This window comes from Psychrobacter sp. Ps7, from assembly GCF_022129225.1.
In the GTDB taxonomy this organism is placed as follows: domain Bacteria; phylum Pseudomonadota; class Gammaproteobacteria; order Pseudomonadales; family Moraxellaceae; genus Psychrobacter; species Psychrobacter immobilis_A.
This window is the reverse complement of sequence record NZ_JADQAH010000019.1, coordinates 30980-56073: the sequence shown is the minus strand read 5'-3', so window position 1 is coordinate 56073 and position 25094 is coordinate 30980. Positions and strand designations below refer to the sequence as shown.

The following is a 25094-nucleotide window of genomic DNA, read 5'->3' as shown; positions in this document are numbered from 1 at the left end:
TTTCAGTTTCAGTTTCAGTTTCAGTTTCAGTTTCAGTTTCAGTTTCAGTTTCAGTATTAGCACCTTCATTATTAATACCAAGCTGAATTTTATCCCTGCAATCAAACGCCAAAATTTTATCAGTAACAATCCCTTGCTCTACTAAATAATCTTTGACTAATTTCACGCGATTACTCGCTAAGCGCCTATTATTAGGCGTGGCGTTAGTGGCTTGACGGTTTTCAGCTTCAGTTTTGGAGATATGGCCTGATAAAATGGTAACTAAATTAGGGTTATTACGCGTTTTTTCAGCGACCTTTTGTACTTCAGTTAAATAAGCTTCGTTGGTTAGGGTAAAACTATCTGAGGTGAAATAGACTCGAATATCCATTACTAGTGACCCAATCAGATTGACCGCCACTGGACAGCCATAGGGATCAACCTTGACCCCTTCAGCAGTGTTGGGACAGTTATCAAGTTCATCGGGCACGCCGTCATTGTCTGTATCTGCAAGTGGCTCTATCAATACTTTAGGTGTGTTGTCTACATTTTTATCTATTGTATTATTTTTAGGTGTAGATTGGCAGGAGGCTAAAATAAAACTAGCTATTACGACAGCTATCGCCATCCATGACTGAGTCTTCATACGCTATCCTTAGTTTAGTTAATAACTTCATTCAAACCTCTAAACCCCACTCGCCTGCTTAGCAAACAGTCTCATCAATGGCTTGATTTTGCCAACGCGATACATACCTTCATTACGAATTTGTTGAATAGGACGCATCTGTGCAAGCGACCCTGCGAATAGCCAATTAAGCGCGGAAAAGCTATGCATCATCAGGCTATTATGTGGACGACGCAAACGCTCGTAGCTACGCAACGTTTGATTGCTGCCCCAACTGGTTCCACCACTACGTTCAAAATCATGTGCCAATTGCTCGCTTAAAGCCTGTACATCGAGCATGCCCAGATTCAACCCTTGACCCGCCAGTGGATGGACGCCATGCGCTGCATCACCGATCAAGACTAGGTTGTCCGCGACGTAGCTTCTCGCTCGTTGCGCGGTCAGTGGAAAACTAGCGATTGATTCAATCTGAGTGATAGCACCTAGCTCATAGTTACTGGCAGCAGCCAATTTATCAGCAATGACGCGCGCGTCCTCCTCTATCAACGCCAATGCTTGATTACGCGGCAATGTCCATACGATCGACTGCCAATGTTGTGGGTTGGCTTTATCTGCATCAGTAATATCAGCGAGCGGCAATAACGCCAGCGTACCTGTGGGCAGCATCGCCTGACGGGCAGTCGCTTGATGCGGTTTTTCGGTGTGAATCGCACAGCAAATAGCGGTTTGATTATAATCGAGTGTGTCCAGCCCAATCGCCGCTTGCTGGCGCACAAATGAGCCACGACCATCGGCACCAACCAGCAGCATCGCATCGATAGCAGTATGATTGTCTAGCGTCACCCGGTAGCCTTGATCTGCACCTAACCAATCCATGTTTGTAACTTTTTGCCCCGCGATAATGGTTAGATAGTCACTGATATCATCTTCATACAGGCATTGCCATAACGCATGCTCAATGACAGCAGGCTCGACCATGCTACCGAGCATTTGCGGTAAATGATTGTTAGGATGATTATCGCCGCTATCGCCAAATAATAGCTCACCCATACCGTTTAGTTGCCATACCTGCATTTGCGAATAATCGGCTTTGCGCTCTGATGCTGCTATCTTTTGCCATGCGCCCACGTCTTTAAGTAAGTTAATACTAGCAAGACTCAAGGCATAAACGCGCGCATCCCGCTTGCCAAGCACCTGTTGCCATTCTGAGTCATCACGTGCAGAGCGAGCATCAATTAACGTCACAGGCATTTTTGCTTGCGCCAACTTTAAAGCAAGCGTTGCCCCAACAATACCGCTACCGATAATCAGCGTATGATTATTTTTCATAAGTTATTCCTACAGTTAAGTACAATCGTATAGAACATTGGTCTAAACCGTTAATATACCGTGATATGGCAAACTAGGACTTTAATCCCATAGCATAGTTAGCGACTAGTGGCTTAATATTTGGCAGTTTATCAAAGGCAACCAAGGCCACATTCCTTGCCAACTTGATGGCTGGATTAGGATGGGTAAAACCATGTACCACGGCATCACAGAAGCGAATGACGCGTTTTTGATCGCTTAGACGTGCTTTTTCATAGCGTTTTAACAGTTGCGTATCGCCGATGTCTTCGCCCTTTAGCACTTGCGCGCTCATCATTTGTGCCAGCACATGGGCATCACGCATACAGAGGTTAAAACCTTGTCCAGCGACAGGGTGCAAGGTATGGGCAGCATTGCCCATGATGACACAGCGACCCTCTACTTGCTTGTCTGCCAGTACACGTGTCAATGGATAAGCGCCGCGGCGACCAGCAGCGACAAACGTGCCCGCACGCTCACCAAAGGCTTGCTGCAATGTCGCTAAGAAATGCGCATCATCTTCTAAGTATTTATTTTCTTCACCTTTTGGACATACCCAAACCACAGAGCGTCTATAGCCATTTTGATAGTCGTCATTGCCGTCACCTTCTGGATCGGTCAGTGGCAACACCGCCAGTGGCCCTGCTGGACTAAAACGCTCTATCGCCACATGTGCGTGTGGCTTGTCAGTTTCTACCACACCGACGATAGCGGTTTGCTGATAATCATAAATCGTCGTGCCAATATTTAATAATTGGCGTACCGTCGAATCGCGACCATCGCAAGCGACTAAAACACTGGCCTGCAATTGCTGCTCATGTTCCTCTTCACCATAATAGTTAAAGCTGAGCGTCACCCCATCCGCTTGTTGGGTCACGGCGCTGACACTGGCATTATCGATCAAAGTGATTAATGGCTCTTGCTGCGCGGCTAATAAAAGCTTACGTCCGAGCCACGCATTTTCCATCACTTGTCCAAATGACTCGACCCGCTCTTCAGCTTTATTTAATTGTGCACGCCCAAAGCTGCCTTGCTCACTAATCTGCACCGCATCGATACGACAAGCATGACTTTGCAACTCATCCCATAACCCAATCTCTTGATAAATCTGTACCGTACGACGTGACAGTGCTGTATTGCGGCTGTCTAAATAATGGCTGCGATTGCTGTCATCATTTGGGCTGATGGTTGGGTAGCTATTTTTTTCTAATAACGTGCTAGCAATACCATGATGTGCTAGTAACAGTGCAAATGACAATCCCACATGACCACCACCAGCGATGAGGACTTGCTGCTCAGTAGCTGCCTTTTTATGTTCAAACTTTTTTTTAGCATTCGATAAATTTACATCAGTATTTTGCATTATTATTCCTAATTTTCATGTCTATTTTACGCTGTTGGGCGCACGCACTATAAGCGATGAATGATCGCTAGAATTCTTTTAATTTTTTAGGGCGTATTGAACATTCGAACATTCACACATCGGCATAGCATTAGTCGAATGTGTCATACGCCCTAACCTTCGTCAGCTTTCATCATTTTATTCATATTTTAAACTCAGCGATAAAGCACTACGACATCATCCATAGATTACCACAGATCGCCTCCAACTCTGTCGCCTTAACAGTAGCCAAAACGTATACCTGAAACGCTTGATTTCGTCACGCTCTAAACGTGATTTACAATGCCGTAACCCGCTCAAAATTAGACATAAAAATATCAATGTCGATAAGCGGTTGCAATCGTCGTACAAAAACAGTGGCATCTGTTCGACGTATGGCTTGAAATTTAAAATCTATCGACCATAATAAAGGCAAGACCGTTACTTATCATCACTCCTAAAACGAATAATAATTCTACGTCATTTCTATCTCTATAACGTAAAGCCAAGACCATAACGACCGACCATTTTATCTCTTAAACCCGCAATGCCATCAAAACCAAATCATAGCATTGGGGTACATAATAAAAGGATAATCGCTTGACTGATTCCATGAGCCGCCGTATAAAGTTTGAATCATTGACACCCGCACAGCTCAAAACCGTGCTTGGTGAATACAACAATCACATGAAATATATCCAACAACGCCTCGATATCAAAATCATGCAGCGTCAAGGTGACTTCTGTTTGAGTGGCGACATATCGAATGTCGAGCGCGGTGAACGTATTATTTATAAACTGGTAGATGAGGCACAGAATACCAAGGACATTAGTGCAGCGGAGCTACATCTTATTATCCAATCGAGCATTTCTCGTGATGAAGATATGGAAGCGGATGAGCAAGAAGCCAAGGATAATGCAGACGCTGAGGCGGACTTAGAATCAGCTCACGAGTTTACGCCAGTTAGCTTACGCACGCGTAAAGGTCGTATCATTCCTCGCGGTGGCAATCAGCAGACCTACGTCCAAAACGTACTGAACTCTGATGTCTCATTCGGTATTGGCCCTGCTGGTACGGGTAAGACCTATTTAGCCGTGGCTTGCGCCGTGGATATGCTTGAGCGTAATGAGATTGAGCGGATTTTATTGGTGCGTCCGGCGGTAGAAGCTGGTGAAAAACTGGGCTTTCTGCCAGGTGACTTGACGCAAAAAATCGATCCCTACTTGCGTCCATTATATGATGCGCTATATGAGATGATCGGCGTTGAAAAAGTGGGCAAGCTGATTGAAAAACAAGTCATCGAAATCGCACCCCTTGCCTATATGCGCGGTCGTACGTTAAACAACTCGTTTGTCATCTTAGATGAAGCGCAAAACACCACGCCTGAACAGATGAAAATGTTTTTGACCCGTTTGGGTTTCGGTTCACGAGCAGTAATTACAGGTGATATTACACAGGTCGATTTGCCACGTGGTCATAAGTCAGGCTTAGCGCAAGCAATGGAAATCTTAAGTGGTATTGAAGAAATTCATATCACCAAGTTTGATTCAAAAGATGTGGTACGTCATCAATTGGTACAGAAAATTGTAGAAGCCTACGATGTTTATGATGAAGAACAAGTAGCATTAGAAGAAAAGCGTAAGTTTGAGCGCAGAAAAGAGCAAGAGCGTAAACAAGTTATTGCTAATGCTGCAGCCAAGCTATAAACGGTCTAGCCTGCTACTTAATGTTATAAAAATGCAAAGCCGGATTACTATCAGTAGTCCGGTTTTTTACGACTAGCATTTTTTAGGTTTAGTCATAGGTTCTATCGAATGATAAAGTACACCATCTTACAATAAAGTAAAAGGATAATGGCATGAGCCAAGAGAAGGGTAACAACAGTTTTGACAACCATGATGCAAATGAGCGTGCTGGCGATGATGCCAGTTTGGCAGTACTTGATATCAGTGCCACCAGTAGTATCGATGATGACATACTAGACACTTTTTATGATCGTAAGCACTTACAGTCTGTGATGATGGCAGCGTTGGATTATATCGATAGGCGCATTAAAGAAGGTCTAACGCTACCCTATTTTGTAGATATCGACCCTGAGCTATGGCAAGAAAAATCTAAAGCATTAGACATATACATTACCGATGAAATTGAGGGTCAGGCATTAAATCTGGAAGCACGCGGTAAGGATTATGCGACCAATATTTTATCTTATCCAAGTGATCTGCCAGCCGCAATTATTGAGCTGATGCCAACGCTCCCCCTCGGTGAGCTGGTCATCTGTCATGGCGTCATAGTACGTGAGGCCGCAGAGCAAGAAAAGACAACCGCACAGCACATTAGCCACTTACTGATACATGGTGTGCTGCACTTATTGGGTTTTGATCATGAGCTTGGACAAGCCGAGCAAGATGAGATGGAACGGTTTGAAATTGAGATTTTAGCAGATCTCAGCCTTCCAAACCCTTATACTTAATTCATATTTTTTAGCGACTAGTCTTTGGTCATCGGTAGCTTTTGTGCTTGACTCATCTGATTAATCATCTGATCCAGTCCTTTAACATGGACATTACGCTGCGGGAATGGAATGTCGATTTTTTCATCATCTAAGGCGTATTTGAATTGCTCCAGCAAATCACACTGCATGGTCCACCAGTCAGCATTGGTTGTCCAAATATTTAGCGTCAAGTCTACCGAGTTATCACCCAAATTGGTGACGCGTACGATAGGTTCAGGGTCAGTAAAGGCCAACGGATTATTTTTTGCCAAATTCAACATCACGTTTTTGGCAGTTTTGATATCGGCATCATAGCCAATACCGACCGTGATATCGACACGGCGGTTGGGTAGCGCCGTATAGTTCGTCACAGCTGAAGTCGTAATATCACTATTTGGGATAATGATATCGTGATTGTTTATCGTCGTTAGGTGGGTATTGACCAAAGTAATTTCTGTTACGGTCCCTGTGTAGCTGCTGATTTGCACATAATCGCCGCGCACAAAGGGGCGAAACGTCACAATCATGATGCCAGCGGCAAAGTTAGACAACTGATCTTTTAGTGACAGACCAATGGCTACTGCAGCGCCGCCCAATATAGCGACGACCGAGGTGGTCTGTACGCCAACCTTACTCAAGGCAGCTAATGCAACCACGACCAGTAGCACCCCATAGATTAGACGACCTAAAAAGTTCGCAACGGTGTCATCTAAGCGACTACGCAACATCATTTTGTGAGCAACGGTGACTGCCTTTTTGGCAAGCCAGCGACCTACGACGAATATTAATATCGCTAGCGCAACTTTAATGACCAAGCTTAATGCGTTACTGGTTAAGTTGGCAACATCTATTGTAAAACCTAAAAATTCCATACTGACTCTTTATTTTATAGCGGTGTGTGGTATTCGTTTGTTATAAATATTGGTATCTTATCTGTTTGCAGCGTAGCTAACGCTCATCATCTATATATTGAATTCGCCCTAATAAGTAACATCCACTTTATCGCTGTAACGATAGGTACGTATCAAACGTAGCTCAACAATATCTTCCATGTCTTTGGTGAATTTACCAAAGGGCGCTGCTTGGCGTACCGATTGCTTTGCTGCTTCATCTAATAATGTGGAGTTGGAGCTTTCAAGCAGACGTATGGCTTTAATATTACCATCACTACTGATGATGACCATAAGGCGTACTTCGCCCGTGATACCTTGTGCCCGTGCCTGCATGGGATAATGCAAATTCCCAATGCGTTCGACATGCTCACGGAAGGTGTTAATATAATCAGCCGCAGCACCACGCGTCGTCGAGTTGCTATCGACCGTCACGACTTTTGATTTGGTTGCATAGACTTGCTGACGTTGAGACAGCTGTGTCTCTAAGGTAGCGATTTGTTTACGCAGACGCTCTTCTTGCGCCATCATATCATCTTGTGCTTGCTTGCTATCATTATCAGACTCCACACTCGCTTGACGCCAGCTTAAGGTGGTACGCAGATAGCTTTCTTGATAATGCTGCTGGCGTACTTGACGCTGTAGGCTAATAACATCTTGCGTTTCACTTATTTGCTCAGCAGACAATGGGCTGATTTGGTCGTTCTCTTGTCTTAATTGCTCCTCCACTGTGCCGCCACCTTCTTGGGAAGCATTAGCAATAAAGTGAGCGTCTTCATTTGGCTGCATATTGTCAGTTAGCGCTTTTGCCACATCTTGCATCATTGCTGCAGGATCTTTGCCCATCGAAAAGCCAATACCAAAAATAATAATGGCGTGTACGGCCACAGCGATAACGATGGCCACCGGTAAACTAACATCCCGCTTAGGAGCTTGCGCGGAAAAATGATAGCTTTGTGAATCTTTGATATAGGCCACAATGGGTCTCAGCTTATGAATATGAGCTTATAAATACAAGACAGCAAATAATAAGCGTTATGATAATGGGCAGGATTTATACTGACGCTATCATAACATGACATAGAATTCTGTCGCTAGCACAACCGTTGCCGACTCATTTTAATCCACTTACACATGATTTATCTCCTTTGGTCAATTTATTGACGAGCGGAACCAGCAAAAATGATATAACACCAATGCGGCTATATCATAGCTAGACCGTATTTTGAACATATAAGCATTACCAATTAAATGATTTGCGACAAAACCCATGTGTCCATTTTGAAGCCATCATATTTGTTATATACTGTTTTATAATTTTTGTGTCATTAGGGCGGGTTAAACAGGCATAAATAGACAGGGCTGATTTAGAAAAAATGCTTGTAATGACCACTCGCCAGCTTTCATTAAAGAACAGTCTGTCTGTCATTTTTTAATCAGTCGCTCTTTATGCCATTGAGTCAGCTACCTCCCCTATAATTATAAGGATAATAAGTTTGAGTGATTTTGATAACAGGAATAATTCAGACAATTTTGATGAATTTTTTGAAAATATGGGCTATCGTTTCGACGAATCATTTAGCGATGGTTGGGAGCGCCTTACCCAATCAATCAAACAGATATATCATAGAACGACTGATAAATTCGAAGATGAGTTGTCGCTGCCAGTGGCACAGATTTATGTCAATGATGCGCTGCAGAAGTTCGTCACTGATAATGTAAAAGCCATCTTAGAGTTACGTGTTGAGATGCATGATGACTGGTTCCGCTTATACTGTACGGTCGATGCTGGTGGCATTTATGCAGAGGTGGCGAGTAATTTTAGTTTGATTCATGTACAGCTCGATCGTAACGTCCAGCGATTTGTCTTTGGTCAACAGACTTATACTGATGTGCTAAATCTACGTTGTGAGTCGTTTATTAAGCGCCAAGGTATCAAACTGTTTATTTGGTTTTATCACACTATTCTGAAAAAAGATCCTTTAGGCTTTATTCTCTCTTATATCAATATCGCCCGTGCAAAAGACGAGGTTATCTACCTTGATATCAATCGCTGGTTAAAAAAGAACAAAAAAATCATGAGCACTTTGCATAAAGTTCAAGTCAACTATGGCGAACTTGAAGAAGAGCAAATGATTTTGAAAACTCAAATCAATTATCGTGATTTATTGGCTGCCAGCAGTAACGAAGATATTATCGGCGATGATGATGAGCCTGAGCTGATGCAAGGCCCTATTAATCCAATCGATGATGCGACTGAACCGAGTCAAGTATAAATCCCTCAGTATAAAAATGACGTTTTTTAGTTAGCAAAAAAGCGCTGACACTTAGAGACTACTTTTGTCTTTTAGCGTCAGCGCTTTTTTATCAAGCAAATTTTCAATGGCTTCTAAAGCGTGCCGTCATCAATCATACAACTACCAGTAATTTTCTACTGCAATATTTCCCTCGCCGCGACGATTCATCACCAGACCTAAGGTCTTGAGCGCTTCTTTGGTGTCTTCCACCATGTCTGGATTACCACATAACATGACGTGCGTGCTATCAATATCTAAGGCTATCCCTGCGCGCTCTTGTAGTAGCGTGCCATCCAGCAGCAGCTTGGGCAGACGCTCTGTCAGGGCGCCTTCGACAGGTTCACGGGTAACGATGGGAATAAAGATTAATTTTGCAGGATTATCAACCAGAGAACCAAAATCTTCTTGCAAGCTTTCAATCTTGTCAATATAGGCAAGCTCTTCTATCGAGCGCGCACTATAAGCCAATATGATGTGCTCGTAATCTTCCCACGTCTGCAAATCTTGTAACATTGATAAAAATGGTGCCAAGCCCGTTCCAGTCGCGAGCAGCCATAAATCTTTTGGTAAAGGCTTTTGATAACGTGCTAACGTCAAAAAACCAAACGGCATAGTATTGAGTAGTAGCTCATCGCCCACTTCTAAATGCTGCAACTGCGACGTAAATGCACCATCAGGAATCACAATAGAGAAAAATTCTAATACTTCATCAAACGGCGAAGAGACGATGGAATAAGCCCGAAAGATGTCTTCGTTTAGTTTCTCCTTCTGTTCTTCATTAGCGGCGGCATTACCTGCTGCACGCTGCTGTTTATAATATTTTAATTGACTGGGATTGACGCCCAAACGTACAAATTGACCCGCAGTAAACTTAAAGCTATCAGGACGGCTGACAGTGAAGCTAAATAGGTTTGGTGTCCACGTGGTCTTACTAAGCACGGTTACTGTCTGAATATTATCACTCATAAGAATTATCGACTCACTTTTTAGTAATCATTATTTTTATCAAAACTTTGAACGACACACAATAAAAGATGCGCCAAGCTTATCATAAAGCTGGCGCATCTTGGGTTTCTGACCGTAATAACAGATAAGCAGCGGTATCAGCATACCCCTACTTACCCTTTTTATTTACCAAATACGTGCCAGACTTGCCCATTCAATCATGCTGTTTGGCAAAATACCAAAGAAGATAATCATCGCAGTTACCGCAATAACCATAATCCCGCCAGTACGCATCGCCCATTGGCTAGAAACGTCAAACTCAATGAACTGTTTAGGACGTTTAAAGAGGGTGAGCATTACGCGCAGATAATAGAATAAGCCGATCGCACTACCCAAGATAATCATCGCTGCTAAGAACCAATTGGTTCCTTGTACCGCTGCCAATATCGCAAATAGCTTGGTAATAAAACCAGCCGTCAACGGAATGCCTGCCAATGACAACATCATAATAGTCATAACCGCAGTCAATACGGGACGACGCCAAAACAGCCCTTGATAATGAGTCAGCTCATCAGCCTCACCAGATAAACGATAAGGGCTCGACATCAAGGTTACAACGCCAAAGGCACCGATAGAGGTTAATGCATAAACCGCCATATACATACTAGAGATACTATCCGCTGCCGCGCCGATACTGACGATGACAATCAACATATAACCCATATGGGCAATGGATGAATAACCCAATAGGCGTTTGAGGCTGGTTTGACGTACTGCTAATAAGTTACCGATCAAAATAGATAAAGTTGCCATGACCATTAACAGCATTTGCACCGATGGCAATGCCAATAAAGACGTATCGATTAAGAAACGAACCGCCAAGCCCATCATAGCTACTTTTGATACCGATGCTAAAAAGGTAGCGATTGGTGCTGGAGCGCCTTCGTATACATCTGGTGTCCACATATGAAACGGCGCAGCAGAGAGTTTGAAGGCGATACCAAACATCATCATCGCCGCACCAAGTATCAGAAGTGGCGACTCAAAAACATCACCCAATACCATACTGATTGGCTTAAAGGCGAGCGAGCCTACTTCGGCATAGATAAATGCCATACCCATGAGTAATGTCGCCGATGCCGTCGCTGACAGCACCAAGTATTTCAACCCTGACTCGAGCGAGCGGTTGCGCATATAGGTATATGACAGCATGCCGTATAGCGGTATAGACAGCATCTCTAAGCTCATAAAGAATGACGCTAAATGCTGAGCACTGACCATCAGCAAAGCACCAATCGTCGATAGCAACATGAGCAAATACAGCTCTTCTTTATTATCCTTGAGGTTGGCTAAATACGCATAAGATAACGTACAGCAAGCCAATGCACAGATAAAAATAATCACCATATTAAACTGAGCAAAGTTATCAATAACGAATAACTGCTCAGCATTTGGTACGAGAGTACCGCTATTCACAATCCCTGTCATTTGCCCAATGAGGGTAAACAGACCAATATTTAAGCCGACGACCGTTATCGTACCAGTCACCATATGTGAGCGTTTAATTGCGATGGCAATCATGACCACCAATACCGTAATAACGACGGCAATGATTGGCGCATAAGGCAACAATCCCATCAAATCATTCATCGTAATATCATTCATGACTTAACGTGCCTCCATTGCATCAAGCAGTTGCGACGCATCTACTTGTGTGACTTGACTGTATATATAAGCATTATTGATCCACTGCATCGCATGACTTGAAGTATCAAGGAACGGCTGTGGATATAGACCAAGCCAGACCAAACCTGCAGCGAGCATCAATAACAATGACAACTCACGCTTGCCCAAATCTTTTAATGGACGCGTAGGCAAACCATGTGCTTTGGTTTCTTGCATGGCGACTGCTTCGATGTTATTTTTGCCAAATAATGCACGGTGAATCAAAATAAGCGAGTATAGCCCTGCTAGTACCAGACTGAATGTTGCAAAGACCACAAATACTGGATACTGAGCAAAAGCACCAAATAAAATCATGAACTCGCCGATGAAGTTACCTGTGCCCGGAATACCGAGCAATGCCGCACAGAAGAACATCAGTATCGGTGCGTAGTAACGGAACTGACCCCACATACCACCCATCAAGGTTAAATCACGCGTATGTAGACGCTCATATAACTGCCCTGCCATGATGAATAGCGCTGCTGAGCTTAAGCCATGTGCCAGCATCTGAATCATCAGACCTTGCAAGCTGAGTAAGGTTCCAGCATAAATTGCCAATACCACAAAGCCCATATGCGAGATACTGGTATAAGCCAGTAGACGCTTCATATCGGTCTGCATAAAGGCGAGCCATGCGCCATAAAAGATACCAATCGTACCCAAGGTCATGGCAATCGGCGCAAAATCTTGTGATGCTGCTGGGAATAACGGCAACACAAAACGAATCAAACCATATGCGGCGGTTTTAATTAGCACCCCTGCCAAATCCACTGAACCTGCCGTTGGGGCTTGTGCGTGCGCATCTGGCAACCAGCCATGGAACGGAATAATCGGCAGCTTAACGGCAAAGCCAATAAAGAAGCACAGCATGATCGGATATTCCCAGCCGCCAAGTGACGTACCGAGCAAATCATTATAATTAAAGCTGACCACCCCTTTTTGAGCGTAGCTGATAATGACCAATATCAAAATACCGACCAGCATAATAAGCCCAGACGCTTGGGTATAAATAAAGAACTTAGTCGCTGCGTATTCCTTGGTTTTGCCAACCACATCATGACCCCAAATAGCGATCAAGAAGTAGATAGGAACCAGCATCATCTCCCAAAAGAAGAAGAACAAGAACAGATCAATGGCTAAGAAAACACCAATAACGCCGCCCAAACTCCACAAAAGGTTGAGATGGAAAAAGCCGACTCGACGCTGAATCTCATTCCACGAACAAGCCACTGCAGCAATACCGAGCAATCCTGTCAACGCCACCATCATCAGTGACAAGCCATCCATCGCTAAATGGAAGCTAATACCAAAGCTCGGTATCCATGGCACACTAAATTCAGCAACCCAAGGCACAGCAGCGTCTGGCGCAATGACTTGTTTACTCATGCCACTAAAGTCGCCGTATTGCCACATCACTAGCGACAACACAAAGGTCAACGTCATACCGATTAGAGCAATCCAGCGCGGCAGACGTTTATTAAAGCGCTCGACCAACCAACATAGCAATCCTGCAATAAAGGGAATTGCGATTAATGCTGGTAGCATCCACGTTTGTTGTAACTCAATCATCTTATACCACCGTCATCATTACCAGCACTAGTAATACAGCCATGCCCAAGCCAAAGCTTGCAGCGTAACCTCGAAGTGACCCAGTTTGCGTCGCAGACAATACCTTATTACCAGCAGATGCCAGCTTAGGTAAGACGAGCCACGCTTTATCGATAGGGTCGGCTTTAAATAAGCGGCCGATGAACAAAAAGGGTTTTACAAAAATTACATCGTATAGCGCATCAAAACCTAGACCATGATAACACCAGTGATATAGCGCCCCACCAACACGTGAGCGCTTAAAGCGGGTGAGCATGCGACCTTTATCCACCACATATAATAGCGCCGCTATTATTAGACCAGCCAGCATCGCACCCATGGCGATAAACTCAGCCGTATGCTTACCATGCGCTTGACCAGCGACTTCCAATAAATGCCCAACACTCTCTGGCAAGACGCCTTGTAATGGTGGAGTGATAAATGCACCCACTGCCGTTGATAATACGAGCAACACACTAAGTGGCAGCCAATACGACACACCAGATAACTTATGCGCGTGGGTCTTTTCTTCACCAAAGAAGATAATCCAAATCATACGGAAAGTATAAAGTGCGGTTAAAAATGCGCCGAATACACCCATATAGAATAAGACCATGTGACCGGTTGCATAACTCTCCCAAAGAATCGCTTCTTTAGAATAAAATCCGACCGTGACCCAAGGTATTGCCGCAAGTGCACCGCCACCAACAATATAGCACCAAAAGACCAACGGTATCTTTTTACGTAGACCGCCCATCTTAAAGATGTTTTGCTCATGGTGTACCGCAAGGATGACGGCACCTGATGATAAGAATAACAGGGCTTTAAAGAAAGCATGGGTCATCAAATGGAAGATCGCCCCTTGCCATGCCCCAACGCCGAGTGCTAAGAACATATAGCCAATTTGGCTCATGGTTGAATAAGCAAGAATACGTTTGATGTCGGTTTGTGCCAGCGCACAGAATCCAGCAACGACCAACGTCAACGCCCCTACGCCGCCGACCCAATATAATAAAATACCAGGCGTCAGCTCAAACAATGGATGTAGACGAGCGATTAAATAAACACCTGCCGTGACCATCGTTGCCGCGTGAATAAGCGCTGATACTGGCGTCGGACCTGCCATTGCATCAGCAAGCCATGTATGTAGTGGTAGTTGGGCTGATTTACCCATCGCGCCGCCAACCAACATCATGGTGGTCAACATCATCGTTGGATTGTTGATATCGAATACTTCTGGCGCACGGGTAATAATCTCTTGAATATTAAGCGTACCGAATTCGCGGAATAATAAAAACAGACCGAAGGCTAAGAATACATCACCCACGCGCGTCACCGTAAAGGCTTTCATCGCTGCAAGACCATTGGCGCGGTCATGGTAATAAAAACCGATCAGTAAGTACGAACAGATACCAACGCCTTCCCAGCCAAGATAAAGCAAGAACAAGTTATCTGCTAATACTAACAATAGCATACTGGCAACGAACAAGTTCATATAGCTAAAGAAACGGGCAAAGCCAGTGTCACCTTTCATATACCAAGCGGCAAAGAGATGGATTAAAAAGCCAATCCCAGTGATGACACCCGTCATCGTCAGTGCCAAACCATCAAAGCTCAGACCGAAACTTGGGGCAAAATCCCCGACTTGGAACCATGTCCAAAGCGGAATCTCTACGACCGTTCCTGCTGGATTATTGGTTAAAAAAGTATAACTAACGATTAGCGTGCATAGTGCTGATAACAGCATACTACCGACACCGACAATCGCTGCCACCTGCTCTGTTAGCTTGTCGCGCATAAAGGCCAAAATCAAAAAGCCAACGAGCGGGAATATAAAGGTTAATGGTAATAAACTCATGACATCATCCTTTCATCTCATTGGCGCTATCGACATCGAGATGCCCACGCTGATGATAAAACCGCAATAATATTGCCAAACCAATGGCGGCCTCTGCTGCTGCCAAGGTCAAAATAAAGATAAACATAATCTGTCCATCTGGATCAACCCAACGACTGCCTGCCACCACAAATGCTAATGCTGTTGCATTCATCATGATCTCAAGGCTCATTAGCATAAATAGGAAGTTACGTCGTACCATGACGCCGCACAGACCAATGGCAAATAAGATACCTGCCAAAATCAGTCCATGGCTCATGGGTATCATGCCCAGTACATTCTGCGCCTCAGCAACCGGCTGTACTAAGCCGGCGACCTCGTGGGCAAACGGCACGTTTGACACATCTTGTGCCACGCTCGCTGCTAGTACCATTAGTCTGACTCCTTGCGCGTGACTTTATTCACACCCAGCTGCGTACCTGCATTCATACTTACATAGTCATGCGGGTCAACATCTTTATATTCGTAAGGTTCTGCCATTTTCGCCGCGTCAGCATCTATAGGCATGCCGTGATCATCGTAGTGTTTGATACTTGCGACATTAGCATTAGATCCTTGACTATCATTACTGTGGTTTGCATTAACAGTAACTTCATCAGCGATAGACTCTTTACCCAAATGATAAGCGGCGACTAAGGCTGCCAATAGTAGCAATGCAGCCACTTCTATCAACATCACATATTTAGTAAATAGCACCGTACCGACTGCTTTGGCAGATATTGTCGAGCCACCAATCATTGCCGCTTCGTCATGACCCATACCAATCATCGCATACAGCACAACCGCGATAATAATCGTTAACCCTGTCGGTAGCGCCCAAGTGCCCGCATCAAGCCAGCGCTCTTCACGCTCATCATTGCTCATGCCTAAATTAAGCATCATAATAACAAAGACAAATAGCACCATAATAGCACCGGCATAGACGACAATCTCTAACGCACCAGCAAATGGCGCGCCTAGGACGAAAAATATCCCTGCGATTGCCAGTAATGACACAATCATCGATAAGATAGCATGCACTGGATTGGCTTGAGTCACGACGCGCAGACTGGCAAATATGGCCACTGCTGCAAGCGAATAAAACCCAGCCAGTTCAGGATGGTTCAAAATATTCATCATGGTAGCAAGCTCCTTAGATCAATCGGTGCAGCTTCGTTTTGTGCTGCGCCTTTTGGTTTGTCCGCTACCGCCATACCCGTCACACGATAATAGTTATAATCAGGATATTTACCCGGCCCTGAAATGAGCAAATGCTCTTTTTCATAGACCAAGTCTTGGCGCTTATATTCACCCAACTCAAAGTCAGGCGTCATTTGAATGGCTGTCGTTGGACACGCCTCTTCACACAAGCCACAAAAAATACAGCGCGAAAAGTTAATTCGAAAAAACTCTGGATACCAGCGACCGTCGTCACGCTCAGCTTTCTGTAATGAGATACAGCCGACGGGACACGCCACCGCGCATAAATTACAAGCAACACAGCGTTCATCACCATCCGGGTCACGCGTCAGCACAATACGTCCACGAAAACGCGGCGGCACAGGTACCGGCACCTCAGGATAAAGAATGGTGTCACGCGGTCTGAGCGCATGACTATTGACCATCCACATGCTGCGGACAATGGTAAATAGTCCAATGACGGTCTTTTTTATGGTAGTAAACATGGGATTATTATCCTTATCAGCTTTACCCTAGTTCATCAATGATGGCTAGTGATGGCTACTAGTAATGACTATAACGTTGGGGAAAAGATCAAAATGACCGCAGCAGTAACCAACAGATTAATCAGCGTTACTGGCAGACAAACTTTCCAGCCAAAGTTCATCACTTGATCATAACGCGGACGCATGAGTGAGCCTCGAGCCAAAATAAACATGGTCATAAAGAACAGTGTTTTAATCATGAACCAAAAAGCTGGTGGAATAAATGGAATATCTAAATTAAAAGGTGCAAGCCAACCACCGAAGAACAAACAAGTCATCAAGGCAGAAATCAAGACAACGTTGACATACTCTCCGATAAAGAACATACCGAACTTCATGCCAGAATATTCAACATGATAGCCTTCAGCCAGCTCTTGCTCTGCTTCTGGCTGATCAAATGGATGTCTATGCGTAACGGCAACACCAGCAACGACAAAGGTCAAAAAGCCAAAAAACTGTGGGATGATATACCAGCCGTCCGCTTGCGCTTCGACAATAGCGCGCAAATTAAATGAGCCTGTCAATGCGACTACGCCCATCAGTGATAAGCCCAAGAAGACTTCATAACTGATCGTTTGTGCAGCAGAGCGCAAACCACCCAGTAGCGAGAATTTATTGGCAGAGGCCCAACCACCGAACATCACTGCATAGACGGCAATACCTGCCATCGCAAAGAAGAACAGAATACCAATGTCCCAATCAGCCACGCCAAGCGTCGGCGAGATAGGAATAATGGCAAATGAGGCCAATGCGGTAAACATCGCGACCGCAGGTGCCAAGGTAAACATAAACTTATCGGTAAAGTTCGGCGTCCAATCTTCTTTAAAGAAGATTTTGAGCATATCAGCAACCAGCTGCAACGAACCAAAGGGTCCGACGCGGTTTGGACCGTAACGGTCTTGCCAGAGTGCTAGCATGCGGCGCTCATAGACAATCATCATAGCGGCAACCATAACCACGACCAAGAAGATGACCAGTGATTGCCCGACCATAAATAAAATGGACCAAGCATCAAAGCTCATGCTACCAGCCAAGAAGCTTGGCACATCAGGGATAATACGGGTAACTTGCATATTACACCTCCTGTGTGGTGGTCGGTGCTGTGTTCATTTGCGCAGCATCGTTATTGTTCATCATATCGTTAGCCATGCTACCCATCATCGTCACTGGTGCATCCACTTTGCGAACCGACGCTGGCATTGATGGATGAATAATACTCACCTGCCCAACTGGGTAACCAATACAGCCTTCTGCTAAATAACCGACTATCTGTACTGGCAAGGTGATTTGTTGCTTATCAATCTCAATCGCTAAGTAATCGCCATTAGCGATGTTCCAGTCCTTAGCATCATCCATCCCGATACGCCATGCAGCAACAGGCAGTTGCTTCGCAACCACTGGGCTACGTGACGCCATCATAGAGCTGGCATAAATATTATGGATAGGCACCAGTTTGGCTTGTCCTTGCTGCATATCCGTCGTCGTCACAGATATAGCATCTGGTGCAACATATTGACGTGTTTCTAAACGTGCTAGCTGATCGAACATGCGCACACCTGGATCACCATTTTTCAGATGACCGCCGACCTTATCTTGGTATTTGTTCCACGCTTGCGGTGAGTTCCAACCTGCCGCATTGGCAAAAGGAATCATCGAGCTTGGTGTTTCTTTACCGCTATAACCTTCCATTGAAAAGGTCAAACCGGTGTCTAAATCTTTTGGCTGCATCGGCTCATGCACAGATATCGGCGCACGCATGGCGGTACGGCCTGAATAACGACGCGGCTGACGAGCAATTTTAAGACCCGTCATACGGTAATCGGCATCAGGAGCAGCATTTTTAATACCCGCAAGCTTAGGATGTGTAGCAATTAATGCATTGATGACGTCATCTAGCTGCGTCCAATCGACATCACGACCCTCGATGATGCTATGCACGGCATGTAACCAGCGCCAGCCCTCTTTAATACTGCTCATTGGATGATAGTATTCGTTGTCGTAAACTTGGAAGAAACGCTGTGCACGACCTTCAGCCGATATCAACGTACCGTCTGCTTCTGCAAAACTAGCCGCAGGTAATACAATATCGACATCTTTGTGCCAATCAAGCAACTGATGATCTAGCGCAATGACGGTTTTGTCGGCTAATAGTTGAGTCAACTTACTGGCATCAATGGCATCAGTCAGCTGATTTTCAGCGACGATGACCACATCGAAATCAGTCGCTAACAATTCTTCGACTGACTGACCGCCAAGCATGCAAACACCCATACTATTGGCATCGGTAACCGTTAGGTAAATACCTGCTTGTGCCTGATATTTATTGTTTACTTCTTTCAGCTCAAGTTTTTTAGCAGGAGCGCGTTCTACATTGTCTTGAGTTTCTGTATCAACACCGCTTTCAGGTTTGTTTGGTTTAGCAGATAGCTCTTTATCTTCTATTTGCGCTTGCTCATCACGAACTTGAGCATTATGCGTGTCCACTTGCTGCTGTTCAGTCGCTTTAATGGCTGAGCGTTTTTGCGTCAATGCTTGAGTAATCTGCGCCGCTGCTTCGATCAACGTGGTAGACGATAAGCTGCTACCCGAGATAACCAACGGCTTATCAGCTTGAATCAAGTCATAAGCGATTTGCTTCGCTAATGCTTGCATACCGTCAGTATCAGCACTAGCATCAGCATTTTGTTCAGCTGTTTGTGGGTCTGTTATGTCTGCTAAATCATTAGCGAAATTGACAATTTCATCAGCCACTTTGAAACCAAGTTTAGTAATATCTTCAGGGGTCGCCACCACACTCACTTTACTGATGTCTTCTAGCTTAGTTTGCACTACATCGATGACATAAACTGGGCTTAACGCATCTTGAGCAATACGTTTAACAGGCTCGGCAAGCCACGGCTGTGTTTGTAGCGCCGCTGCCATTTTTAGGCCTTCGTTTTTTGCCGCTTGGCGTACTGACAGCGCGACACGCGATGAGGTTTGGGTGATATCTTCACCCAATACCAATACCGCATCATAGCTTTCGATAGCAGTCATGCTTGGGTTATAAATACCATCAGTACTCAATACTTCAATGCATTTATTGACCAGTGCTTGCTGCTGATGATTGAGACCTGTTGAAAACTTATCAAAGCCAACCAGATTTTTTAGTGCAAAGTTGGTTTCTAAACTGGCACGAGGTGAGCCAATACCAATGACTTTTTTATCTTTGATACGTTTGATAGTTTCATCGAGTGCATAGTCAATATTGATTTTGACATGCTTATCGTTGATACGCTCAAGCGCTTGGGTTGGACGGTCATCACGATTGACATAGCCATAACCGAAGCGACCACGGTCACATAAGAAATAGCGGTTTACTTCACCGTTATAGCGGTTTTCAATACGGCGTAATTCACCATAACGTTCACCTGGTGAGATGTTACAACCTGCTGAGCAACCATGACAGATGCTTGGCGCATATTGCATGTCCCATTTACGGTTATAACGCTCAGAATGCGTTTTATCGGTAAAGACACCCGTTGGGCATACTTCCGTTAAGTTACCTGAGAATTCGCTTTCGAACTGGCCATCTTTATCACGACCAAAGTAGACGCGATTGTTTGAGCCGTAAACACCCAAATCTTCGCCGCCTGCGTAGTCTTTATAAAAACGGACACAGCGATAGCAAGCGATACAGCGGTTCATCTCATGCGCGATGAATGGGCCAAGCTCTTGGTTATGATGCGTGCGTTTGGTGAAGCGATAACGACGACGGCTATGACCTGACATATAGGTCATGTCTTGCAAATGGCAATGTCCGCCCTCTTCGCAAGTTGGACAGTCATGTGGATGGTTGGTCATCAGTAACTCAACCATCGACTTGCGGAATGCTTTGGCTTCATCGTCAGTAACAGAGATATACATGTCATCGCCCGGAGCGACCATACATGACATCACAAGACGACCACGACCTGCTTCCATGTCTTCTTTGTTTTGGAATTGCTTGACCGCGCACTGACGGCACGAGCCTACTGAGCCAAGGGCTGGATGATAACAAAAATACGGCACATCAATGCCTAGTGATAAGCAGGCTTGTAGCAAGTTATCTGCGCTATCTACTTCGACAGTGGTTCCATCAATATGTATGACTGCCATGCCGCTCTCCTTATTTCACTTCTGGCTGTTGATTGGCTGCCGCATCAATGACATCGACACCAACCGCCTGCGCGATTTTTTGATCAAACTCTGGACGGAAATATTTAATCGCACTCATCAGTGGTTCCATCGCACCCGGCGCATGTGCACAGAAAGTTTTACCAATCCATAAGTCACGCGTAAGGCCTTCTAGCTTTTCCACATCGCCGACTTGCCCTTCACCATCATTGATAGCAGTAAGCAGTTTGACACCCCAAGGCAGACCGTCACGGCATGGCGTACACCAACCGCAGGATTCGCGTTGGAAGAAAATCTCGAGATTACGAACGAGTGGCACCATATCTTGCGCTTCATCAACGACCATAATTAGCCCAGTACCCATACGGCTACCTGCTTTTTGAATGGTGTCAAAATCCACCACCACATCTAAATGCTCAGTGGTTAAAAAGTCAGTAGAGGCGCCACCTGGTAGCCAAGCTTTCAGTGTTTTACCTTCTTGCATACCACCCGCTAAATCCTCAATGATTTCGCGTGCCGTATAACCAAACGGTAACTCCCACAGACCTGGATCATTGACTAAACCTGAGCAGCCAAACAGTTTGGTACCCGGTGTCTGGCTCTTGCCTTTGATGTTAGATAATGACTGATACCATTCAACACCATGGTTTAGGATGGCTGGCATGTTACACAAGGTTTCAACGTTGTTGACGACGGTTGGACGACCCCATGCACCAGAAATTTGTGGAAACGGTGGTTTGGTACGTGGATTAGCACGGCGACCTTCTAAGCAATTAATCAGTGCCGTTTCTTCACCGCAGATATAGCGTCCAGCGCCAGTATGCACGTGCAAGTTAAAGCTAAAGTCTGAACCTAAAATATTCTTGCCCATTAGATTGTTGGCCAAGCATTCTTCGATAGCAGTGACCAAACGCTGGGCGGCTAAGATATATTCACCACGGATAAAGATATACCCGTCAGTTGCACCAATCGCATGAGCGGTAATCAACATACCTTCAATCAGCTGAAACGGTAGGCGCTCCATTAATAGACGGTCTTTAAAGGTGCCCGGCTCCATTTCATCTGCATTACAGATGAGGTAACGTGGCAAGCCATCTGGTGGTGACATGAATGTCCACTTCAAACCAGCATTAAAACCTGCACCGCCACGACCTCTGACGTTGGCAGCTTTAATCATATTGCCAACTTCTTTAGGCGATTGAATCAAAGCTTGCTTTAAGCCATCAAAGCCTTTTAACGACTCATAGGTGGTCAAATCTAGTACGGCATCATGATGTGCTAGACGCCATGTTAACGGTTTGGTTTCGCTAGTCGCTGTGGCTTTATCACCATAAATTGGAATGCGCTGCTCATTGAGCTGGCTAGGTGCTTTGCCTTGACTACGTTGAGCAATCTGCTCTGAAAGCGTTAATCTCATGCGTATAGCTCCAATAATTGCGTTACCTCTTCAGGCTGGACTGGACCATAGGTGTCTTCGTCAATCAACACAGCAGGGCCTTTGTCACAATTACCTAAGCAGCAAATTGGCAATAGCGTAAAGCGACCATCAGCCGTCGTCTGACCATACTCAATACCCAGCTGCGATCTGATCTCAGCAGACAAGGCTTCATAGCCTGTCAAATAACAAGCCACTGAATCACAAATAAGGATAACGTGGCGACCGACAGGCTGACGATAAATACGGTTAAAGAAAGTAGCAACCCCGTCCATATCTGACATCGGAATGTCTAGAATATTGGCAATGGCATTCACTTGTGCGTCATCGACCCAGCCGTTGCGCTTTTGCACGATTTTTAGCGCGTCTAGCGAAGCAGCACGTGCTTGCGGGTAATGGTGCATAAACTCATGAATAGCCGCAATTTCCTCGCTAGTGAGGATGCTTGCCACATCTACTTTTGGCATTTTGTCGGAAACAATTTTCATAGTCTTCTATCTGTCCTCACTCATCACGCTTTATCAGCTAATAGCGACAGTCTTATAAGTGTCGCTATATGGCAAGATATCAACATTTTGGTGTGCCATTTGGCAATGATATATTGATAAACGTATTTCTTTAATAACGATAATTTTCTGATCAAAGCATTAGATTAAAGTATTAGCTGTCACAGTACTAACGATCACAATCAGCCATCACAATATCAATCGATGCCAAATACATAATGGCATCAGAGACGAGCGAGCCATTAATCACCGATGGCATCTGCTGCAAATGCGCAAATGTCGGCGTACGAATACGGGTACGATAGCTCATCGTCGCCTTATCTGAGGTGATGTAATAGCTGTTCAGACCTTTGGTCGCTTCTACAATCGTCGTACACTCGCCCGCTGGCATCACAGGACCCCAAGATACTGAGATAAAGTGATTAATCAAGGTTTCAATATCGTTCAAGGTACGGTCTTTCGGCGGTGGTACAGCGAGTGGATGATCGGCTTTATAAGGGCCTTGTGGCATATTATCCATACACTGGCGAATGATACGCAATGACTGACGCATCTCTTCGACTTTGACCATACAGCGATCATAAGCATCACCGTTGTAACCGACTGGCACTTCAAAGTCGTAATTCTCATAGCCCATGTATGGACGCGCTTTACGCAAATCAAAGTCAACGCCTGTCGCGCGCAGACCTGCACCCGTAACACCCCAAGCAAGTGCTTGCTTGGCATTGTACTGAGCAACGCCTTGGGTACGACCTTTTAGCACGCTATTTTGCAATGCCGCTTTGACATATTCGTCCAAGCGTTTTGGCATCCAATCTAAGAACTCACGAACCAGACGCTGCCAGCCACGTGGCAGATCAGCAGCCGTACCGCCAATACGGAACCAAGCAGGATGCATACGATAGCCAGTCACGGCTTCGATGACGTCATAGGCTTTTTGGCGATCGGTAAACATATAGAATACCGGGGTCATGCCGCCCGCATCCTGAATGAACGTACCGACAAATAGTAAGTTATTGGTAATACGGAAAAACTCACTCATCATCACGCGAATGGTTTCAGCGCGCGGTGGAATCGTAATTCCTGCCAGCTTTTCAACCGACATGATGTACGGCAGCTCATTCATCACTCCACCGAGGTAATCGATACGGTCGGTATAAGGAATAAATGAATGCCAAGTTTGACGCTCAGCCATCTTCTCTGCGCCGCGATGGTGATAACCGATATCAGGGATACAATCGACGACTTCTTCACCATCAAGCTGTAGTACTAAACGGAATGCACCGTGAGCAGAGGGATGGTTAGGACCGATGTTCAAGAACATAAAGTCTTCATCACGACCTGAGCGTTTCATGCCCCATTCTTCTGGGACAAAACGCAGGTTTTCTTGCTCGTATTGTTGCTTTGCGGTGTTCAAGAAATACGGGGTAAATTCAGTCGCGCGCGCATGATACTCTTTACGCAGTGGATGACCTTCCCAGTATTTTGGCAATAAGATACGGGTCAAATGCGGATGACCGGTAAAGACAATACCGAACATGTCCCACACTTCACGCTCATACCAGTTGGCATTTGGCCAAATATTGGTAGCGCTCGGCACATTGACATCGTCTTCACTCAGCGCGACTTTAATACGTACGTCACTATTACGCTCAAGCGACATTAGGTGATAAAACACTGTAAAGTCACTGTCAGGCAACCCTTGGCGATGTTGGCGTAAGCGCTCATCTATCGCTGACAAGTCAAATAGCATGACGTATGGCTGGGGTAATTTACGCAGGTATAGAAGAATATCCAGCAAATCAGCACGTGCCACCCAAACCGTTGGAATCTCATCCACAGTGTGCTGCACGACAAACTTACCGGCATACTTCTGCTCCAGCTCGGTGATAACCGCTGGAACAGGCTTAATGTTAGGATCTATGTTTTCGACTACCGTGACCATGAATGATGTATTCCTTCATTAATCATCATTGAGCTATGTTGAGCCTAACCGAGCTATGTTAATCATAACTGAACCATGTTAATCATAACTGAACTACGCTAAACATAAGCGAACTACGATGAATATATGCGTACTGAGCACTTTTACGGATTGTGTATGATTGAGCCAAGCTAAAACATGAT

General features: G+C 45.0%; 20 protein-coding genes. 3 read left to right on the top strand and 17 right to left on the bottom strand.

The window, feature by feature from the left end:
• From I3257_RS08245 to I3257_RS08235, 3 genes are all read right to left on the bottom strand, one after another.
• Positions 1-625 (bottom strand): thrombospondin type 3 repeat-containing protein (locus tag I3257_RS08245; RefSeq protein WP_238049379.1); only part of this gene is annotated, 625 nt, incomplete at its 3' end.
• 39 nt (positions 626-664) lie between these two features.
• Positions 665-1933 carry an FAD-dependent monooxygenase gene (locus I3257_RS08240; protein ID WP_238049378.1) on the bottom strand — a complete coding sequence of 423 codons (1269 nt, stop codon included), beginning with the start codon at positions 1931-1933 and terminating at the stop codon, positions 665-667.
• A 73-nt stretch (positions 1934-2006) separates the two neighbouring features.
• Positions 2007-3314 (bottom strand): FAD-dependent monooxygenase, encoded by a 1308-nt coding sequence (locus I3257_RS08235; RefSeq protein WP_238049377.1) that lies wholly within the window; start codon positions 3312-3314, stop codon positions 2007-2009.
• 630 nt (positions 3315-3944) lie between these two features.
• On the opposite strand from I3257_RS08235, the gene I3257_RS08230 reads away from it, so the two are divergent.
• Positions 3945-5039, top strand: a complete 1095-nt coding sequence (locus I3257_RS08230; protein ID WP_045451672.1) for a PhoH family protein — start codon at positions 3945-3947, stop codon at positions 5037-5039.
• A gap of 152 nt (positions 5040-5191) precedes the next feature.
• Complete coding sequence (gene ybeY, locus I3257_RS08225; RefSeq protein WP_238049376.1) at positions 5192-5806, top strand: rRNA maturation RNase YbeY; 615 nt, start codon at positions 5192-5194, stop codon at positions 5804-5806.
• A 17-nt stretch (positions 5807-5823) separates the two neighbouring features.
• On the opposite strand, the gene I3257_RS08220 is transcribed toward ybeY, so the two are convergent.
• Together I3257_RS08220 and I3257_RS08215 are read right to left on the bottom strand one after the other, a co-directional pair.
• Positions 5824-6699, bottom strand: coding sequence for a mechanosensitive ion channel domain-containing protein (locus tag I3257_RS08220; RefSeq protein WP_045451667.1), 876 nt, complete (start codon positions 6697-6699; stop codon positions 5824-5826).
• 108 nt (positions 6700-6807) lie between these two features.
• Positions 6808-7695, bottom strand: a complete 888-nt coding sequence (locus tag I3257_RS08215) for an energy transducer TonB (RefSeq protein WP_060490580.1) — start codon at positions 7693-7695, stop codon at positions 6808-6810.
• Between the two features lie 518 nt (positions 7696-8213).
• On the opposite strand from I3257_RS08215, the gene I3257_RS08210 reads away from it, so the two are divergent.
• Complete coding sequence (locus I3257_RS08210) at positions 8214-8993, top strand: hypothetical protein (protein ID WP_238049375.1); 780 nt, start codon at positions 8214-8216, stop codon at positions 8991-8993.
• A gap of 141 nt (positions 8994-9134) precedes the next feature.
• On the opposite strand, the gene I3257_RS08205 is transcribed toward I3257_RS08210, so the two are convergent.
• The 12 genes from I3257_RS08205 to nuoC form a co-directional block, all read right to left on the bottom strand.
• Complete coding sequence (locus I3257_RS08205) at positions 9135-9980, bottom strand: ferredoxin--NADP reductase (RefSeq protein ID WP_238049374.1); 846 nt, start codon at positions 9978-9980, stop codon at positions 9135-9137.
• Between the two features lie 165 nt (positions 9981-10145).
• A complete protein-coding gene (gene nuoN / locus I3257_RS08200; RefSeq protein ID WP_238049373.1) occupies positions 10146-11624 on the bottom strand; it encodes an NADH-quinone oxidoreductase subunit NuoN in 1479 nt (492 codons plus the stop codon).
• 3 nt (positions 11625-11627) lie between these two features.
• The gene (gene nuoM / locus I3257_RS08195; protein WP_201539525.1) at positions 11628-13253 is read right to left on the bottom strand and encodes an NADH-quinone oxidoreductase subunit M; all 1626 of its coding nucleotides are present in this window, start codon (positions 13251-13253) and stop codon (positions 11628-11630) included.
• Between the two features lies 1 nt (position 13254).
• Positions 13255-15129, bottom strand: coding sequence for an NADH-quinone oxidoreductase subunit L (nuoL, locus tag I3257_RS08190; protein ID WP_238049372.1), 1875 nt, complete (start codon positions 15127-15129; stop codon positions 13255-13257).
• Between the two features lie 4 nt (positions 15130-15133).
• Positions 15134-15442, bottom strand: coding sequence for an NADH-quinone oxidoreductase subunit NuoK (gene nuoK, locus I3257_RS08185; protein ID WP_045445153.1), 309 nt, complete (start codon positions 15440-15442; stop codon positions 15134-15136).
• Positions 15443-15540: 98 nt separating this feature from the next.
• Positions 15541-16287 (bottom strand): NADH-quinone oxidoreductase subunit J, encoded by a 747-nt coding sequence (gene nuoJ, locus I3257_RS08180; protein WP_201605368.1) that lies wholly within the window; start codon positions 16285-16287, stop codon positions 15541-15543.
• A complete protein-coding gene (gene nuoI, locus I3257_RS08175; protein WP_238049371.1) occupies positions 16284-16832 on the bottom strand; it encodes an NADH-quinone oxidoreductase subunit NuoI in 549 nt (182 codons plus the stop codon). The genes nuoJ and nuoI overlap by 4 nt, the downstream gene beginning before the upstream one ends.
• Positions 16833-16900: 68 nt before the next feature.
• Positions 16901-17944, bottom strand: coding sequence for an NADH-quinone oxidoreductase subunit NuoH (gene nuoH / locus I3257_RS08170; RefSeq protein ID WP_238049370.1), 1044 nt, complete (start codon positions 17942-17944; stop codon positions 16901-16903).
• 1 nt (position 17945) lies between these two features.
• Positions 17946-21008, bottom strand: a complete 3063-nt coding sequence (gene nuoG / locus I3257_RS08165) for an NADH-quinone oxidoreductase subunit NuoG (RefSeq protein WP_238049369.1) — start codon at positions 21006-21008, stop codon at positions 17946-17948.
• A gap of 10 nt (positions 21009-21018) precedes the next feature.
• Complete coding sequence (nuoF, locus tag I3257_RS08160; RefSeq protein ID WP_238049368.1) at positions 21019-22443, bottom strand: NADH-quinone oxidoreductase subunit NuoF; 1425 nt, start codon at positions 22441-22443, stop codon at positions 21019-21021.
• Positions 22440-22949, bottom strand: coding sequence for an NADH-quinone oxidoreductase subunit NuoE (gene nuoE, locus I3257_RS08155; protein ID WP_087815841.1), 510 nt, complete (start codon positions 22947-22949; stop codon positions 22440-22442). Before nuoE ends, nuoF begins: the two co-directional genes overlap by 4 nt.
• A gap of 187 nt (positions 22950-23136) precedes the next feature.
• The gene (gene nuoC, locus I3257_RS08150) at positions 23137-24912 is read right to left on the bottom strand and encodes an NADH-quinone oxidoreductase subunit C/D (protein ID WP_238049367.1); all 1776 of its coding nucleotides are present in this window, start codon (positions 24910-24912) and stop codon (positions 23137-23139) included.
• Between the last annotated feature and the right edge of the window lie 182 nt (positions 24913-25094).